The sequence below is a fragment of the Streptococcus mitis genome (assembly GCF_946190275.1).
Taxonomy (GTDB): Bacteria; Bacillota; Bacilli; order Lactobacillales; family Streptococcaceae; genus Streptococcus; species Streptococcus mitis_DC.
This window is the reverse complement of record NZ_CAMHZQ010000007.1, coordinates 72,768-89,722: the sequence shown is the minus strand read 5'-3', so window position 1 is coordinate 89,722 and position 16,955 is coordinate 72,768. Positions and strand designations below refer to the sequence as shown.

At 41.6% G+C, this 16,955-nt stretch carries 14 protein-coding genes; all 14 read left to right on the top strand.

The features are described from left to right. A partial coding sequence (locus N8M20_RS05545; RefSeq protein WP_369010936.1) for a MiiA motif-containing surface protein occupies window positions 1-5,127 on the top strand: 5,127 nt, incomplete at its 5' end. Window positions 5,128-5,430: 303 nt separating this feature from the next. Beyond that, window positions 5,431-6,204 (top strand): TatD family hydrolase, encoded by a 774-nt coding sequence (locus N8M20_RS05535; protein ID WP_261079367.1) that lies wholly within the window; start codon window positions 5,431-5,433, stop codon window positions 6,202-6,204. Continuing rightward, window positions 6,204-6,764, top strand: a complete 561-nt coding sequence (gene rnmV, locus N8M20_RS05530) for a ribonuclease M5 (RefSeq protein WP_261079366.1) — start codon at window positions 6,204-6,206, stop codon at window positions 6,762-6,764. Before N8M20_RS05535 ends, rnmV begins: the two co-directional genes overlap by 1 nt. A 71-nt stretch (window positions 6,765-6,835) precedes the next feature. After that, the gene (locus N8M20_RS05525) at window positions 6,836-7,735 is read left to right on the top strand and encodes an XRE family transcriptional regulator (protein ID WP_261079365.1); all 900 of its coding nucleotides are present in this window, start codon (window positions 6,836-6,838) and stop codon (window positions 7,733-7,735) included. Window positions 7,736-8,054: 319 nt separating this feature from the next. Next, window positions 8,055-8,351, top strand: a complete 297-nt coding sequence (locus tag N8M20_RS05520) for a lactococcin 972 family bacteriocin (protein ID WP_261079364.1) — start codon at window positions 8,055-8,057, stop codon at window positions 8,349-8,351. Between the two features lie 76 nt (window positions 8,352-8,427). After that, window positions 8,428-10,458 (top strand): bacteriocin-associated integral membrane family protein, encoded by a 2,031-nt coding sequence (locus N8M20_RS05515; protein WP_261079363.1) that lies wholly within the window; start codon window positions 8,428-8,430, stop codon window positions 10,456-10,458. 1 nt (window position 10,459) lies between these two features. Beyond that, window positions 10,460-11,101: an ABC transporter ATP-binding protein gene (locus tag N8M20_RS05510; RefSeq protein ID WP_000565529.1), complete on the top strand. Its 642-nt coding sequence runs from the start codon at window positions 10,460-10,462 to the stop codon at window positions 11,099-11,101. Next, window positions 11,094-11,402 carry a hypothetical protein gene (locus N8M20_RS05505; protein WP_000333260.1) on the top strand — a complete coding sequence of 103 codons (309 nt, stop codon included), beginning with the start codon at window positions 11,094-11,096 and terminating at the stop codon, window positions 11,400-11,402. The genes N8M20_RS05510 and N8M20_RS05505 overlap by 8 nt, the downstream gene beginning before the upstream one ends. Before the next feature lie 130 nt (window positions 11,403-11,532). Continuing rightward, entirely contained in the window at window positions 11,533-12,405 is an 873-nt protein-coding gene (gene rsmA / locus N8M20_RS05500) for a 16S rRNA (adenine(1518)-N(6)/adenine(1519)-N(6))-dimethyltransferase RsmA (protein ID WP_261079362.1), read from the top strand. A gap of 1 nt (window position 12,406) precedes the next feature. After that, the gene (gene rsgA / locus N8M20_RS05495; protein ID WP_261079368.1) at window positions 12,407-13,285 is read left to right on the top strand and encodes a ribosome small subunit-dependent GTPase A; all 879 of its coding nucleotides are present in this window, start codon (window positions 12,407-12,409) and stop codon (window positions 13,283-13,285) included. 10 nt (window positions 13,286-13,295) lie between these two features. Next, window positions 13,296-13,952, top strand: coding sequence for a ribulose-phosphate 3-epimerase (gene rpe / locus N8M20_RS05490; RefSeq protein WP_115904638.1), 657 nt, complete (start codon window positions 13,296-13,298; stop codon window positions 13,950-13,952). Further along, the gene (locus N8M20_RS05485) at window positions 13,915-14,577 is read left to right on the top strand and encodes a thiamine diphosphokinase (protein WP_261079361.1); all 663 of its coding nucleotides are present in this window, start codon (window positions 13,915-13,917) and stop codon (window positions 14,575-14,577) included. The genes rpe and N8M20_RS05485 overlap by 38 nt, the downstream gene beginning before the upstream one ends. A gap of 1 nt (window position 14,578) precedes the next feature. Continuing rightward, entirely contained in the window at window positions 14,579-15,835 is a 1,257-nt protein-coding gene (locus N8M20_RS05480) for a DNA recombination protein RmuC (protein ID WP_261079360.1), read from the top strand. After that, window positions 15,825-16,766, top strand: a complete 942-nt coding sequence (locus N8M20_RS05475) for a 3'-5' exoribonuclease YhaM family protein (RefSeq protein WP_000703198.1) — start codon at window positions 15,825-15,827, stop codon at window positions 16,764-16,766. Before N8M20_RS05480 ends, N8M20_RS05475 begins: the two co-directional genes overlap by 11 nt. Window positions 16,767-16,955 lie beyond the last annotated feature (189 nt).

Genomic DNA, 16,955 nt, shown 5'->3' with positions numbered 1-16,955 from the left:
GATAAAAACTTAACAGATCAACAAAAAGCAGATAAGAAAGCAGAAGTAGATAAGGTTAAGAAAGCTCAAGAAGAAAACATCGATAAAACTGGAACAACTGACGAAGTAGCGAAAGCAACAGAAGACGGTAAGAAAGCAATCGATGAAGTGCACCAAACAGATGCGGATAAATCAACTCCAACAGTTACAGCAGGAGAAGTACCAGTAAGTGTCGATCCAGCTACAGATAAAAAAGTAGCGGAAGCAGATAAAAAAGCAATTACAGACGCTGTAGTAGTACCAGAAGGACAACCACAACCGACAGACAAACAAGTCAAAAATGACGGAGCAATTGTGGAAGGAACAGGAGCAAATGTAGGTAAGAAAGTAGTTGTAGTAGCAGTTACTTATGGTGACGGATCAAAAGATGAAATCGAAGTACCTGTAAGAAAAGCAACTGATAAGGAAAAAGCAAAAGCTGATCTAACAAAAGCTGCAGATGCTGAAAAAGCTGAAATTGATGAAGACAATGCATTATCTAAAAAAGAAAAAGAAGCATTGAAGAAACAAGTTGATGACCTTAAAGCAAAACACGAAGAAAACATCAATAATGCAACTTCGCCAGAAGATATAGCATCGGCAACAGAAAAAGGTAGACAAGAAATTGCTGCTGTTCATACTCCACAAGATATTACAGAAACAGCTAAGAGAAAGTTAACTCCACCAAAAGAAAAGGTTAAGGTTACAGATATCAATCATTTAACAGATGAAGAGAAAGAAGCTGTTAAAAAAGCGATTGTGGCGACTAACCCTCAACTAGAAGAATCTGAAGTTTATGTGGATGATCAAGGAAATGTAGCTTCTCCTAAAGGATACTTGGAAGCAGAAAAAGTTGTTACTCAAGCTCTGAATAAACCAGCGACACCAGTCGTAGTAGCTGATCCAAATCATTTAACAGATGAAGAAAAAGAAGCAGTTAAGAAAGCTGTGGCTGACGCAAATCCTGGTCTAAACAAAGATGATATTACAGTCGATGACAAAGGTAATGTAACAACTAAGAATGGTGATAAATTACTAGCAAAAGATGTAGTAACTCCAGCCCTGAAGAGACCAACAACACCAGTTGTAGTTGGAAATCCTAATGCTTTAACAGATAAAGAAAAAGAAGACATTAAGGATGCTGTCGCAGCTGCAAATCCAGGCTTAAACAAAGGTGATGTTACAGTAAATCCTGATGGCAGTGTAACAACTCCAAAAGGAAATCTACCAAAAGAAGATGTTGTAACGACAGTCTTAAATAAACCAAATAAACTTGTTGAAGTAGAAAATCCAAATAGCCTAACAGTTAAAGAAAAAGAAGCGGTTAAGAAAGCTGTTGTAGAGGCAAATCCAGGTTTAACTGAGGATAAAGTCAAAGTCGATGATCAAGGAAATGTCACAACACCACAAGGTAACTTGCCAGCAAAAGATGTTGTAACTTCTACCTTGAAGAAGCCAACAACACCAGTTGAAGTTGTTAATCCATCTAAACTGACAGACACAGAAAAAGCTAAAGTTGTAGAAGAGATTATTAAAAATAATCCAGGTTTAACAGATAAAGATATCAAAGTCGATGACCAAGGAAATGTTGAAACACCAAAAGGTAATTTACCAGCAGAGGATGTAGTGACACCAGCCTTGAAAAAACCGACAAATCTTGTCCCTGTTAAAGATGTCAATAACTTATCAGATGCAGAAAAAGACGCTGTTAAGGATGCTGTTGTAGCTGCAAATCCAGGCTTAAACAAGGACGATGTCAAGGTTGATGGTCAAGGAAATGTTGAAACGCCAAGAGGTAATTTACTAGCAGGAGAAGTTGTAACTCCAGCCTTGAAGAAACCTGTTACACCTGTAGAAGTTAAAGATCCTAAAAACTTAACAGATGCAGAAAAAGATGCTGTTAAGGATGCTGTTGTAGCTGCAAATCCAGGCTTAAACAAGGATGATGTTAAGGTTGATGGTCAAGGCAATGTTGAAACATCAAAAGGTGATTTACCAGCAAAAGATGTAGTCACTCCAGCTTTGAAGAAACCTGTCACACCTGTAGAAGTTAAAGATTCGAATAACTTAACAGACAAAGAAAAAGAAGATGTTAAGAAAGCTATTGTTGAAGCAAATCCAGGCTTAAACAAGGACGATGTCAAGGTTGATGGTCAAGGAAATGTTGAAACACCAAAAGGAAATCTACCAAAAGAAGATGTAGTAGTACAAACTGCTAAAGGTCAATCAACAAATGTCTTCAAACCAGGGTTAGACTTACAAACTGCTTTAGTATCAGGCAAAGCAACTGTAGAAAAAGGTAAAGACTTAACTGACGAAGAAATCCTAAAACAATTAGCACTAGCTGATGGAGTGACAGCGAAAGTTATTTCTAAACCAACTACAACAGAAACGGGAACTAAAGAAGCAGAAGTGGAAGTAACCCTAGCTGATGGTACTAAAGTAACTGTAAAAGTACCGGTTGAAGTAGTTGATTCCTTAGGCACAGCTGATAAAGATAACGATCTTGCTAAGGCGAAAGAAGATGCTAAAAAACAAGTAGAAGACGCTGCTAAGAAAAAACTTGATGAAATCAAGAAAGATAAAGATTTAACGGCTGAACAAAAACAAAAAGCTGAAGAAGCAATCAATAAAGCTAAAGATGAAGCTAACAAAGCTATTGACGAAGCATCATCAGCAGGAACAGCTAAGCAAATTGCAGATCAAGCAAAAGAAAATATTGAAAAATATAATCCAAAAGCTGATGCAGAAGTTAAGAAACCAGATGTAACAAACCTTGATGAAGAAAAAGCGAAAGCAAAAGCTGAGATACTAGAAGAAGCTCAAAAACGCATTAACGAAATCAAGAACAATAAAGATTTATCAGACGAAGCGAAACAAAAAGCTATCGAAGAAATCAATAAGGCCAAAGATAAAGCGATTGAAGACATCAACAAAGGTCAATCTAAAGATGAAATCAACGCGGCGAAAGAAGCTGGTATTCATAAGATAAATGAAGTTCAACCAGATGGCTCTATTGCATCTAAATTCGAACCGAAAGTTCCTGAAAACAAAGTGGAAGTGGGAAATCCAGCAAAACTTTCAGATGAAGAAAGAGAACAAGTTCGTCAAAACATTGAAGGTGCGAACACATTCCCAGATGGAACAACAGTAGAAGTAAAACCAGATGGAACAGCTGTTATCACATATAAAGATGGTTCAAGTGATACGATTTCCAAAGATAAATTAGTAGCACCAGCTAACAAAGAGACAGGAACAATCGCGTCAAGAACCGAGCCGGTTATCCCAGGAAAAACACAAGTAGGAAATACTACGAAGTTAACACCTGCAGAACAAGCTACGGTTAAAAAAGCGGTTGAGGAAGCGAACAACTTCCCAGCAGGAACTACGGTAGAAGTAAGACCTGATGGAACAGTAGTCATTACCTATCCAGATAAATCTGTAGATACAATAACAGGGGATAAACTTGTTGAAAAAGGAAGTAAACAAGAAACTCCAAAAGTTCAGACAGATGCAGAGAAGAACCCAGCGCAAGTTCCAGGAAACTTTGTACCTGTTGAAAATACTCACAACTTGACACAGACGGAGCAAGATACTGTAGCAGCTAAGGTTAAAGAAGCAAATCCAGCGGCGAAAGATGTTAAGGTATCTAAAGATGGAACAGCAACGCTAACATATGGAGATGGTTCAGTAAACACAATTCCAGGAACCAGTCTAGTAGTAGCCAAAGATACTGACAATGAAGCTTCAACACAAGCCGCGCAAAATCCAGCAGTGGTGCCAGCAACTACAGAAGTTGGAAATGCTCATAGCTTAACACCTGAGGAACAAGCTGCAGTAGCTACGAAAGTGAAACAAGCAAATCCGACTGCTACAGATGTTAAGGTATCTAAAGACGGAACAGCGACATTGACATACTCAGATGGTTCAGTCAATACAATTCCAGGAACCAGTCTAGTAGTTCAAAAAGAGGAAACTTCAACACAAGAGCAACCAACAATCGCAGAGAAGACAAAAGTAATCATCCCAGCTAACCCTACAAAAGTAGCAGAAGCTACAAGATTAACAGATGAAGAAAAAGAAGCTGTTAAAAAAGCTATAGTAGATGCAAATGGATTCGGAAGCGATGTTAAAGTTGAAGTAGCTGGAGATGGCACAGCGACAATCGTCTTTAAAGATGGTTCAGCTATTACAATTCCAGGAAATCAATTGGTAGCACAAGATCCAAAAGCACAAGATAGCACTAAACCGACTGCTGAAAAATCAACGGTTAAAGCGCCTGCTCAAAGAGTAGATGTAAAAGATATAACTCATTTAACAGATGAAGAAAAAGAAAAAGTTAAGGTTGCTATTTTACAAGCAAATGGTTCAGCATTAGACGGAGCGACAATCACTGTAGCTGGAGATGGTACAGCAACAATCACATTCCCAGATGGTTCAGTAGTGACGATTCTAGGGAAAGATACAGTTCAACAATCTGCGAAAGGTGAATCTGTAACTCAAGAAGTTACACCAGAGTATAAGCCAGAAACTACACCAGGTGGAGATAATGGGGGCAATACTGGAAGCTCAGATGCTAATGCGAATGCAGGCGGTGATAGCCAGGCAGACGGACAAGCTCACACAGGTTCACAAAACCCAGCTCAATCACAAGCTTCTAAGCAATTAGCTACTGAAAAAGAATCAGCTAAAAAGGCCATTGAAAAAGCTGCCAAGGACAAGCAGGATGAAATCAAAGGCTCACCGCTTTCTGATAAAGAAAAAGCAGAACTTTTAGCAAGAGTGGAAGCAGAAAAACAAGCAGCTCTCAAAGAGATTGAAAATGCGAAAACTGTGGAAGATGTGAAGGAAGCAGAAACGATTGGAGTGCAAGCCATTGCCATGGTTACAGTTCCTAAGAGACCAGTGGCTCCTAATGCTGCTCCTCAGGCAACAAGTGCACCGCAAGCAACTGCAGGAACAATGCAAGATGTTACCTACCAGTCACCTGCTAGAAAACAATTACCTAACACAGGTTCAGCATCAAGTGCAGCACTTGCTAGTCTTGGTCTAGTGGCGGCAACCAGTGGTTTTGCTTTGCTAGGAAGAAAGGCTAGACGTAGAAAATAGGACAGCTAGAAAATTCTATTCTCTACTTAAAGTGAGATTATAAGGGGGATTTTGAGAAATCATCAATCCTAGTGATGGGTGAGCAAAGCGAGAACCCAAGATAATCACACACTTTAGCTGAAAAGGGATATTCTATCAATATAACCAGTCTCTTCTGTCTCTAACTGTGGAATAGAAGATGGGCAATATCGGATAGAAAAGATAGCAGAATAGCTCTCTATTAAAGAGAGGAGGGAAACCGAAAAATTGGGTGCCCCTCCTCTTTTTTGGTATAATAGAAGATAGAAAACGAGGTTAGAAGAGATGATTTTTGATACACATACACACTTGAATGTAGAAGAATTTGCAGGTCGTGAGGCAGAAGAAATTGCTTTGGCTGCTGAGATGGGTGTGACACAGATGAATATTGTTGGTTTTGATAAACCGACGATTGAGCGTGCTTTAGAGTTGGTGGATGAATATGACCAACTCTATGCAACTATTGGTTGGCATCCTACAGAAGCTGGTACTTATACAGAGGAGATTGAAGCCTACTTGCTTGACAAGCTCAAGCATCCCAAAGTAGTTGCCTTGGGTGAGATTGGTTTGGACTACCATTGGATGACAGCGCCTAAGGAAGTGCAGGAGCAGGTTTTTCGCCGTCAGATTCAGTTATCTAAGGACTTGGATTTGCCTTTTGTTGTCCATACCCGTGATGCGCTGGAAGATACCTATGAGATTATCAAAAGCGAGGGCGTTGGTCCTCGAGGTGGTATCATGCATTCTTTCTCAGGAACTCTTGAATGGGCAGAGAAGTTTGTCGCGCTTGGTATGACTATTTCCTTCTCAGGAGTGGTGACTTTTAAGAAGGCAACCGATATCCAAGAGGCGGCTAGAGAACTTCCTTTGGACAAGATTTTGGTAGAAACGGATGCGCCTTATTTGGCTCCTGTTCCTAAACGTGGTCGCGAAAACAAAACAGCCTATACTCGCTATGTAGTAGATTTTATCGCGGATTTGCGTGGCATGACGACAGAAGAGCTAGCGGTGGCAACGACTGCAAATGCAGAGCGCATTTTTGGATTGGACAACAAGTAATGAAAGAAAAAATTTCCCAAGTCATCGTGGTTGAAGGTCGCGATGATACGGCCAATCTCAAGCGTTATTTCGATGTGGAGACCTATGAGACTCGAGGTTCTGCCATCAATGACAAGGATATAGAGCGGATTCAGCGCCTGCACCAACGTCATGGAGTCATTGTCTTTACAGACCCGGATTTTAATGGGGAGCGGATTCGGCGCATGATCATGACGGCTATTCCAACAGTTCAACATGCCTTCCTCAAACGAGATGAAGCTGTTCCCAAGTCCAAAACCAAGGGACGGTCTCTGGGAATTGAGCATGCCAGCTATGAAGACCTGAAAACGGCTCTAGCTCAGGTGACGGAACAATTTGAATATGAGAGTCAGTTTGACATCAGCCGTAGCGACTTGATTCGCCTTGGTTTTCTAGCAGGAGCAGATAGCCGTAAGCGAAGAGAATATTTAGGAGAGGCTCTCCGAATTGGCTATTCCAACGGCAAGCAACTCCTCAAACGCCTAGAGTTGTTTGGGGTCACCTTGGCAGAAGTGGAAGAAGCTATGAAATCTTATGAGTAGGGAAGATGTAGCCGTTACAATTTTTTAAGTTTCACAGTATTTTTCGAAGCAGGTAGAAGAGGAGACGTCTGATGTTAATTGGTCAAAAAATTAAAGAGATTCGGATAGAAAAAGGAATTAGTCGTCCAGATTTTTGTGGAGATGAGCAAGAACTGACAGTTCGTCAACTGTCGCGAATTGAAAGTGGAGCTTCGCAACCGAGTTTGCCCAAGTTAGACTATATTGCTCGCCGGTTAGGAGTTCCAGCTTATAGCCTTATGCCGGATTTTTCAGCTCTTCCTTCTGCTTATTTAGAATTGAAATACCAGATTTTACGTGAACCAATCTATGGTAAAGAAGAGGAATACGATAAGAAAGAAGCGTGTTTGGAAGAGATTTATAAAACATACTTTGATAATCTTCCTAAAGAGGAACAATTAGCATGTGAAGTATTGCAGGCGAGTTTAGATACTTCTAGAACTAGAAGGCCTGAATACGCAGAGTTAATACTTGAGGAACATATGCCTCAGATTATAGAAAAAGAAGCTTATTCAATAAATGATATGTTGTTGATTCGTTTGTTTTTTTATCAAATGCTTATTAGAAAAGATCTTGCCAAATTTGTGAATCAAATCGAAAAGCTAATGTTCTTTCTTTTAGAACAGAAGAAGGTAACTCAATTAGAAAACTTCTTTATAATTAGAGATACTCTTATTTCAGGAATGTGTTGTCTTGAAAAGGTAGGAGTAACTGATTGCTTTAATGATTATCTATCGTGTTTACAAGAAATTATGGATAAAACTCAAGATTATCAAAAGAAACCTCTTGTATTTATGTTTTTGTGGAAGCAAGCATTAAGAGAAAAAAGAGATTTTAGTTTAGCTGAATCATTTTATCAGTCTTCTAAAACATTTGCGCAGCTAATTGGAGATGAATTTCTAGTAAAGAAATTGACAGAGGAATGGCAAGAGGATGTAAAAAAATATTTATGAATATCGTGAAACAATGACAAAAATGTCCTTGTTCTTGTATCAAAACAGTTCTAAAGTTCGTCTTTGGGATTGTTTTTTTATATATAAGCTAAAAATGACACGAAATGGTTCTATTTTAAGGACGTTGATGTCCTTGGTAGTGTGATAAAGATGGAGTATAATGACTATAAAAGTTCATTTCAGGGTGTTATTTTGACAATTTAGAGAAAAACAAATAATTTTAGAATATCATTTGGTAATATAATAGTATCAACGTTGATAATGGAAAGAGGAGCAAATAACTCAACAATCTTGTAATCAAAAATAGAGGAGTATCAATATGAAACAAACAGTTAAAAAATTAGCCCTTGTAGCGAGCATTGCAGCAACATTAGGTGGAAGTGTAGCAGTAGTATCGGCCGCGGTTAAGTATCCAGATGGTGGTGTCTGGACGTATGGTTCAGGTGACGGAGGTGCTTACTCAAACTACTATCACTCTTCAGAATATCATAGCTCAACAGTTGTTAGTAGAAAAACTGGTTCATCTGATAAGGGATATGCTAGTGCTGGAGGGACTTCTCGTGCATGGATTCGTACTTCTTGGGGAGAGAAAGTTGCATTCTACTATAATGTTTAGAATGGTATAGCCCTATTGTTTAGCTTTACTTGGTCATCTTCTCACTAAGTGACCAAGTAACTTTTTGGAGGAAATGATGAAACGTTTATTTATTTTGATTTCAATGGTATTGGTATCGCTTTATATGGTGATAACTTCCGTTGACCATCAAGAAGAGATTTTATTTGGTAACTATCCTTCTGTTGATGTGACAGGAGTGGTGATAAATCAATCAGTAGCTAGTCGCGAAAAGGTGACAGAGGCTTTGAGTCACTTGGCGGTAGAGCATAATAGTCTCATCGCCCGTCGGATTGTTGAGCCAAATGAAGCTGGAGAAACACACTTTACCTATGCCACTTATGGCCAGGGAGAGCTTCCAGAAGGTCTGACCATTTCCTCCAAGGAGAGTGCAGAAACGAGTGATTTATTAGGGTCTTACTTGATTGTGTCAGGAAGTTTGGATGGAGTGAGCTTACAGAACACCCTGCAAGAACTTGGCTATCAAGGCTTTGTTTCGAATGGAGAAGATCCATTTTCGATAGTCTTATTATTGGCGGCCACCCCTATGGTGCTACTGAGTTTAGCTATTTTTCTGCTGACCTTTATGAGTTTGACTCTGATTTATCGGATCAAGTCCCTTCGTCAAGCAGGGATTCGCTTAATAGCTGGTGAGAGCTTGTTTGGGGTTGCTCTCAGACCGGTGTTAGAAGATGTGAGACAACTTATTTTCTCGGTACTGGTATCCAGTCTTTTGGGATTGGGGATTCTCTGGTATCAAGGTGCCTTGTTTATGGCAACGGTGCAACTTGTCATCATTGCTCTTCTACTTTATGGATTGACCTTGGCAGGGATTTCTACCTTACTAAGTGTCGTGTATCTACTTGGTTTACAGGAAAATAGTCTGGTGGATCTCTTGAAAGGGAAACTCCCTCTCAAACGTATGATGACATTGATGATGGTGGGGCAACTCTTGGCCGTGCTGGTGGTCGGCTCGAGTGCGACTGCTCTCCTACCCCACTACCGTGAAATGCATGAGATGGAGAAGGCTAGCGATAAATGGATCCAGTCCTCAGACCGTTACCGTCTATCCTTTGGTTGGTCTAGTGCATTTGCCGATGAAGAAGGAATGCGTAAGGATAATCGTGAGTGGCAGACATTTACTGAAGAACGGTTAGCCAATACAGACTCTTTTTATATCATGAGCAATGTTGACAATTTCTCAGATGGAGCAGAGGTGGACCTAGATGGCAATCGTCTCAGTGACTACACACCGTCAGGGAATGTTATCTATGTCTCACCGCGCTATCTGATAGAAGAAAAGATTACCGTTTCTTCAGAGTTTATGGACAAGATGCAAAACTTGTCTGAGGGAGAGTTTGGGCTGATCTTGCCTGAGAGCTTGCGAGAGCAGTCTGCCTACTATCAAGAATTATTTACAGATTACCTGCAAAACTTTTCATCTGAAAGTGTAGAAGTGACGAGTCAGAAACACTACCTCCCACATGTAAGGCTAGCTTTTACAGAAACAGGACAGGAACGCTTCCTCTATAACGATGGGTACAAGACGACACGCCAGTACCTAAAAGATCCGATTATTGTAGTTTTAACGCCGCAAGCGACTGGAACAAGACCTGTTGCAGGGATGTTATGGGGAACTACGGCTAATAGTGCCTTGAAATTAGATCAATATCAAGACAGCATCACAGCTCTAAAAGAGCAAGGTCTGTATCACAAGGTCTCTTATTTGGTAAAGAGCCAGCTGTTTTTTGCCAAGGTACTAAATGACAAACGGATGGAGTTCTACTCTCTCCTTATTGGGACTATTTTGACCCTGTCTACGGCTATCTTGTTATTTGATTCCATGAATCTTCTCTATTTTGAGCAGTTTAGACGGGAGATCATGATTAAACGTCTTTCTGGTATGACAATCTATGAGCTTCATGGCAAGTACTTACTGGCGCAAGGAGGAGTTCTCTTACTTGGGCTAATCCTATCTAGTGTTTTGACAGGAGATAGCTTGATTAGCGCTCTAGTTGTAGCTTTGTTTACGCTTAACGCTCTGTTGATTTTAGTAAGGCAGGATAAAAAGGAAGAAGCTGGTAGCATGGCAGTATTGAAAGGAAAATAAGATGATTGATATTCAAGGATTGGAAAAGAAGTTTAATGACCGCGCGATTTTCTCTGGTTTAAATCTCAAGTTGGAGAAGGGCAAGGTCTATGCCTTAATCGGGAAGAGTGGGAGCGGAAAGACGACTTTGCTTAATATCTTAGGAAAGCTAGAAAAGATAGATGGAGGAAGGGTTCTTTATCAGGGGAAAGATTTAAAAACCATACCCACTCGTGAGTATTTTCGAGACCAGATGGGCTATCTCTTTCAAAATTTTGGCCTCTTAGAAAACCAATCAATCAAAGAGAACTTGGATTTGGGCTTTGTCGGTCAAAAAATTTCAAAAGTAGAACGTTTGGAAAGGCAAGTGGAGGCTTTAGAAAAAGTTAATCTAGGATATTTGGATTTGGAACAAAAAATTTATACTTTATCTGGGGGAGAAGCTCAACGAGTTGCCCTTGCGAAGACTATTTTGAAAAATCCACCCTTGATTTTGGCAGATGAACCAACAGCAGCTCTTGATCCTGAAAATTCAGAGGAGGTTATGAATCTCTTGGTGGGCTTGAAAGATGAAAATCGAATGATCATCATTGCGACCCATAATCCCCTAGTCTGGAATAAGGCCGATGAAATCATTGATATGAGGGAGCTTGCTCATGTGTGAAAAAATCCGTATTCGCAGGGTATCTGATTATCCTAGTGCCAGAGGTGGTTTAGAAGATATTCTCATCATGGAAAATATGACCAATCATCTCCTTTTGGTTCAAATCCGAGTGAATGGCTATTTGCTTGATTTTGCTAGCATTGAAGGTCAAAGGCAAAAGCATTATCGTTTGAAAAATTTACCTCAAACGGTTGAACTGACAGTGGACGACGTGGAGGAGGATGTAGATTTGACCCTACCTGAAAATCGAAGTTATAAAGAAGCTGATTTTTTCGAACGGATGTTTCGAGAGAAGCGCTAAGTCCCCCTTTAAAGATTTTCAAGACTATCTTTCTTCATGAGGAAAGATAGTTTTTTGGTATGATTTTCACCCCCAAAATACAAGGGGAATGTGTTACAATAGTAGTAACAGATAATAGAAAAGAGAATAGATGAGAATTGCAGATTACAGCGTGACCAAGGCAGTGCTGGAGCGTCACGGTTTTACCTTTAAAAAGTCCTTCGGGCAAAATTTCTTGACGGATACCAATATTCTTCAAAAAATCGTGGATACGGCTGAGATTGATGACAAGGTTAATGTCATCGAAATCGGGCCAGGGATTGGTGCCTTGACGGAGTTTTTGGCTGAGTGTGCAGCAGAAGTTATGGCCTTTGAGATCGACCACCGTTTGGTACCGATTTTGGCAGATACCCTACGTGATTTTGACAATGTGACAGTGGTTAACGAGGACATTCTCAAGGTCGATTTGGCGCAGCATATCCAGAATTTTAAAAATCCTGACCTGCCAATCAAGGTAGTGGCTAATTTGCCTTACTACATCACAACGCCTATTCTCATGCACTTGATTGAAAGTGGCATTCCTTTTAGTGAGTTTGTCGTTATGATGCAGAAAGAAGTGGCGGACCGCATTTCAGCCCAGCCTAACACCAAGGCTTATGGCAGTTTGTCAATCGCTGTGCAGTATTACATGACTGCCAAGGTTGCCTTCATCGTGCCTCGTACGGTATTTGTGCCAGCGCCAAATGTGGATTCGGCCATTTTGAAAATGGTGCGTCGTCCAGAGCCAGCTGTAGCAGTGGAAGATGAGAACTTCTTCTTTAAGGTTTCCAAGGCTAGTTTTACCCATCGCCGCAAGACCTTGTGGAATAACCTGACAGGTTACTTTGGCAAGACTGAGGAAGTCAAGGACAAGCTGACCAAGGCTTTGGACCAAGCAGGCTTGTCACCAAGTGTGCGTGGGGAAGCTCTCAGCTTGGAAGAGTTTGCCAGCCTAGCAGATGCACTTAAAGGGCAAGGACTCTAAGATGCAGGGACAAATCATTAAAGCCTTGGCAGGCTTCTACTATGTAGAGAGTGATGGCCAGGTCTATCAAACACGCGCGCGTGGGAATTTCCGTAAAAAAGGCCATACTCCCTACGTTGGGGACTGGGTAGATTTCTCTGCGGAGGAAAATTCAGAAGGCTATATTCTCAAGATTCACGAACGGAAAAACAGTCTGGTCCGTCCGCCCATTGTCAATATTGACCAAGCTGTAGTAATCATGTCCGTCAAGGAACCTGATTTTAACAGCAATTTGTTGGATCGTTTCTTAGTTCTTTTGGAACACAAGGGCATCCATCCCATCGTCTATATTTCCAAGATGGACCTACTGGAAGATAGATCAGAATTGGATTTTTATGAACAGGCTTATGGTGACATCGGCTATGACTTTGTGACCAGTAAAGAAGGACTCCTGCCTTTGTTAACAGGCAAGGTTACAGTCTTTATGGGCCAGACAGGTGTTGGGAAATCAACCCTTCTCAATAAAATCGCACCAGACCTCAATCTTGAAACAGGAGAAATCTCAGATAGTCTAGGTCGCGGTCGTCATACCACTCGAGCTGTTAGTTTTTACAACCTCAATGGGGGTAAGATTGCGGACACACCAGGTTTTTCATCACTGGATTATGAAGTGTCAACGGCTGAAGACCTTAATCAGGCCTTTCCAGAGCTTGCTAGTGTCAGTCGAGACTGTAAGTTCCGTAGCTGTACCCATACTCATGAGCCTTCTTGTGCGGTTAAGCCAGCTGTTGAAGAGGGTGTCATTGCGTCCTTCCGTTTTGACAACTACCTACAATTCCTCAGTGAAATTGAAAATCGCAGAGAAACCTATAAAAAAGTCAGCAAAAAAATTCCAAAATAAGGAGAAACCTATGTCTCAATACAAGATTGCTCCGTCAATTCTGGCAGCAGATTATGCCAACTTTGAACGTGAAATCAAACGCCTAGAAGCAACTGGTGCAGAATATGCCCATATCGATATCATGGATGGTCACTTTGTACCACAAATTAGTTTTGGTGCAGGTGTGGTCGAAGCTCTTCGCCCTCATAGCAAGATGGTCTTTGATTGCCACTTGATGGTGTCAAACCCTGAGCATCATTTAGAAGATTTTGCGCGTGCAGGGGCAGATATCATTAGCATCCATGTGGAAGCAACGCCCCATATCCACGGAGCTCTCCAAAAGATTCGTTCGCTCGGTGTCAAACCTTCGGTTGTTATCAATCCTGGTACGCCTGTTGAAGCCATTAAGCACGTTCTTCACCTAGTTGACCAAGTCTTAGTCATGACGGTTAACCCAGGCTTTGGTGGACAAGCCTTTCTACCAGAGACCATGGATAAGGTCCGTGAGTTGGTTGCTCTTCGTGATGAAAAAGGCTTGAATTTTGAAATCGAAGTGGATGGCGGGATTGATGACCAAACTATTGCTCAAGCCAAAGAAGCTGGTGCGACTGTTTTTGTAGCAGGTTCCTATGTCTTTAAGGGAGATGTCAATGAGCGAGTACAAACTCTCAGAAAACAACTGGACTAGGATTGCCGTTTTTGCAGGCGGAGACCGAGGTCACTACCGGACGGATTTTGATTGCTTTGTCGGTGTGGATCGAGGCTCGCTCTGGGTCTTGGAAGAAGGGCTTCCTCTCGCCCTAGCAGTTGGAGATTTTGATTCTGTAACCGCAGAAGAGCGACAGGTGATTCAAAAACGAGCTCAGCATTTTGTCCAAGCCCAACCGGAAAAAGATGATACAGATTTGGAATTGGCTCTCTTAACCATCTTTGAGCAAAATCCTCAGGCTCAGGTCACTGTTTTCGGTGCTCTTGGTGGCCGTATTGACCATATGTTGGCCAATGTCTTTCTGCCTAGCAATCCCAAGTTGGCACCCTTTATGCGCCAGATAGCAATTGAGGATGGGCAAAATTTGATTGCCTATTGTCCAGAAGGGACCAGTCAGCTTGAACCACGTTCGGATTACGATTATCTAGCTTTTATGCCAGTTCGGGATAGCCAGCTGACCATTCTTGGTGCCAAGTATGAGTTGACAGAGGAAAATTTTTTCTTTAAAAAAGTGTACGCTTCTAACGAATATATAGATAGGGAAGTGTCGGTGACTTGCCCAGATGGCTATGTGGTTGTCTTGCATAGCAAGGATAGGAGGTAGGATGGAAAGTTTACTTGTTCTATTATTAATTGCCAACCTAGCTGGACTTTTTCTCATTTGGCAAAGGCAGGATAAGCAGGAAAAACGTTTAAGCAAGAGCTTGGAGGATCAGGCAGATCATCTGTCAGACCAGTTAGATTATCGCTTTGAACAAGCCAGACAAGCCAGCCAGCTGGATCAAAAAGATTTAGAAGTGGCTGTCAGCGATCGCCTGCAAGAAGTGAGAATCGAATTGCACCAAGGTCTGACTCAGGTCCGTCAAGAAATGACAGATAATCTCCTCCAAACTAGAGATAAGACTGACCAACGCCTCCAAGCCCTGCAGGAATCAAATGAGCAACGCTTGGAACAAATGCGTCAGACGGTCGAGGAAAAACTAGAAAAGACCTTGCAGACACGTTTACAGGCTTCCTTTGAGACAGTTTCCAAACAACTGGAGTCGGTCAATCGTGGTCTGGGAGAAATGCAGACAGTTGCGCGTGATGTCGGTGCTCTCAACAAGGTTCTCTCTGGAACCAAGACGCGAGGAATTCTGGGCGAATTGCAACTGGGGCAAATCATTGAAGACATCATGACACCAGCCCAGTACGAACGAGAATTTGCAACGGTTGAAAACTCTAGCGAAAGAGTGGAGTATGCCATCAAGTTGCCTGGACAGGGTGACCAGGAATATGTCTATTTGCCGATTGACTCCAAGTTTCCACTGGCGGATTATTACCGCTTAGAAGAAGCCTATGAAGTGGGTGATAAGGACGAAATCGAACGTTGTCGTAAGTCACTCCTAGCAAGCGTCAAGCGCTTTGCCAAGGATATCAAGAACAAGTACATAGCACCACCTCGGACGACCAATTTTGGAGTTTTATTTGTTCCGACAGAAGGTCTCTACTCGGAAATTGTCCGCAATCCGGTCTTCTTTGATGATTTGAGACGGGAGGAGCAGATTATTGTCGCAGGTCCAAGTACCCTATCAGCCCTCCTCAATTCCCTATCAGTTGGCTTCAAGACTCTCAATATCCAGAAGAGTGCCGACCATATCAGCAAGACCCTTGCTAATGTCAAGACCGAGTTTGGCAAGTTTGGTGGCATTCTGGTTAAGGCACAAAAACACCTCCAACATGCCTCTGGCAATATTGATGAATTATTAAACCGTCGTACCACAGCTATCGAGCGGACGCTCCGTCACATTGAGTTATCAGAAGGTGAGCCTGCGCTTGATCTACTCCATTTCCAAGAAAATGAGGAAGAATATGAAGATTAGTCACATGAAAAAAGATGAGCTATTTGAAGGCTTTTACCTAATCAAGTCAGCTGACCTGAGGCAAACTCGAGCTGGGAAAAACTACCTAGCCTTTACCTTCCAAGATGATAGTGGCGAGATTGAAGGAAAACTCTGGGATGCCCAACCTCATAACGTTGAGGCCTTTACCGCAGGTAAGGTTGTCCACATGAAAGGGCGCCGAGAAGTTTATAACAACACTCCACAGGTCAATCAAATCACCCTACGCTTGCCTCAACCTGGCGAACCAAATGACCCAGCTGATTTCAAGGTCAAGTCACCAGTTGATGTCAAGGAAATCCGCGACTATATGTCGCAAATGATTTTTAAAATTGAAAATCCTGTTTGGCAACGGATTGTCCGAAAGCTCTACACCAAGTATGATAAGGAATTTTACTCCTATCCCGCTGCCAAGACAAACCATCATGCCTTTGAAACGGGCTTGGCCTATCATACGGCGACCATGGTGCGTTTGGCAGATGCTATTAGCGAAGTCTATCCTCAGCTCAATAAGAGCCTGCTCTATGCGGGGATTATGCTGCATGACTTGGCCAAAGTTATCGAGTTGACGGGACCAGACCAGACCGAGTACACGGTCAGAGGCAATCTCCTTGGGCATATTGCTCTGATTGATAGTGAAATTACCAAGACAGTGATGGAACTTGGCATTGATGATACCAAGGAAGAAGTCGTTCTGCTTCGTCACGTCATCCTTAGTCACCACGGCTTGCTTGAGTATGGAAGCCCAGTCCGTCCACGCATTATGGAAGCAGAGATTATCCATATGATTGACAATCTGGATGCCAGCATGATGATGATGTCAACAGCTCTGGCTTTGGTGGATAAAGGAGAGATGACCAATAAAATCTTCGCTATGGACAATCGTTCCTTCTATAAACCAGATTTAGATTAATAATTTAAGAAAAATGAGCATTTTTTAGGACAAGAATGTTCGTTTTTTTATGTGAATATGGTATAATAAGTAAAAGACAAAAATGAATACTCTTCTAAAATCTCTTCAAACTAGGGTAACATCGCCTTGTCGTATATGTAGGTATATTACAGACTTTGTCAGTTCTATCGACAACCTCAAAACAGTGTT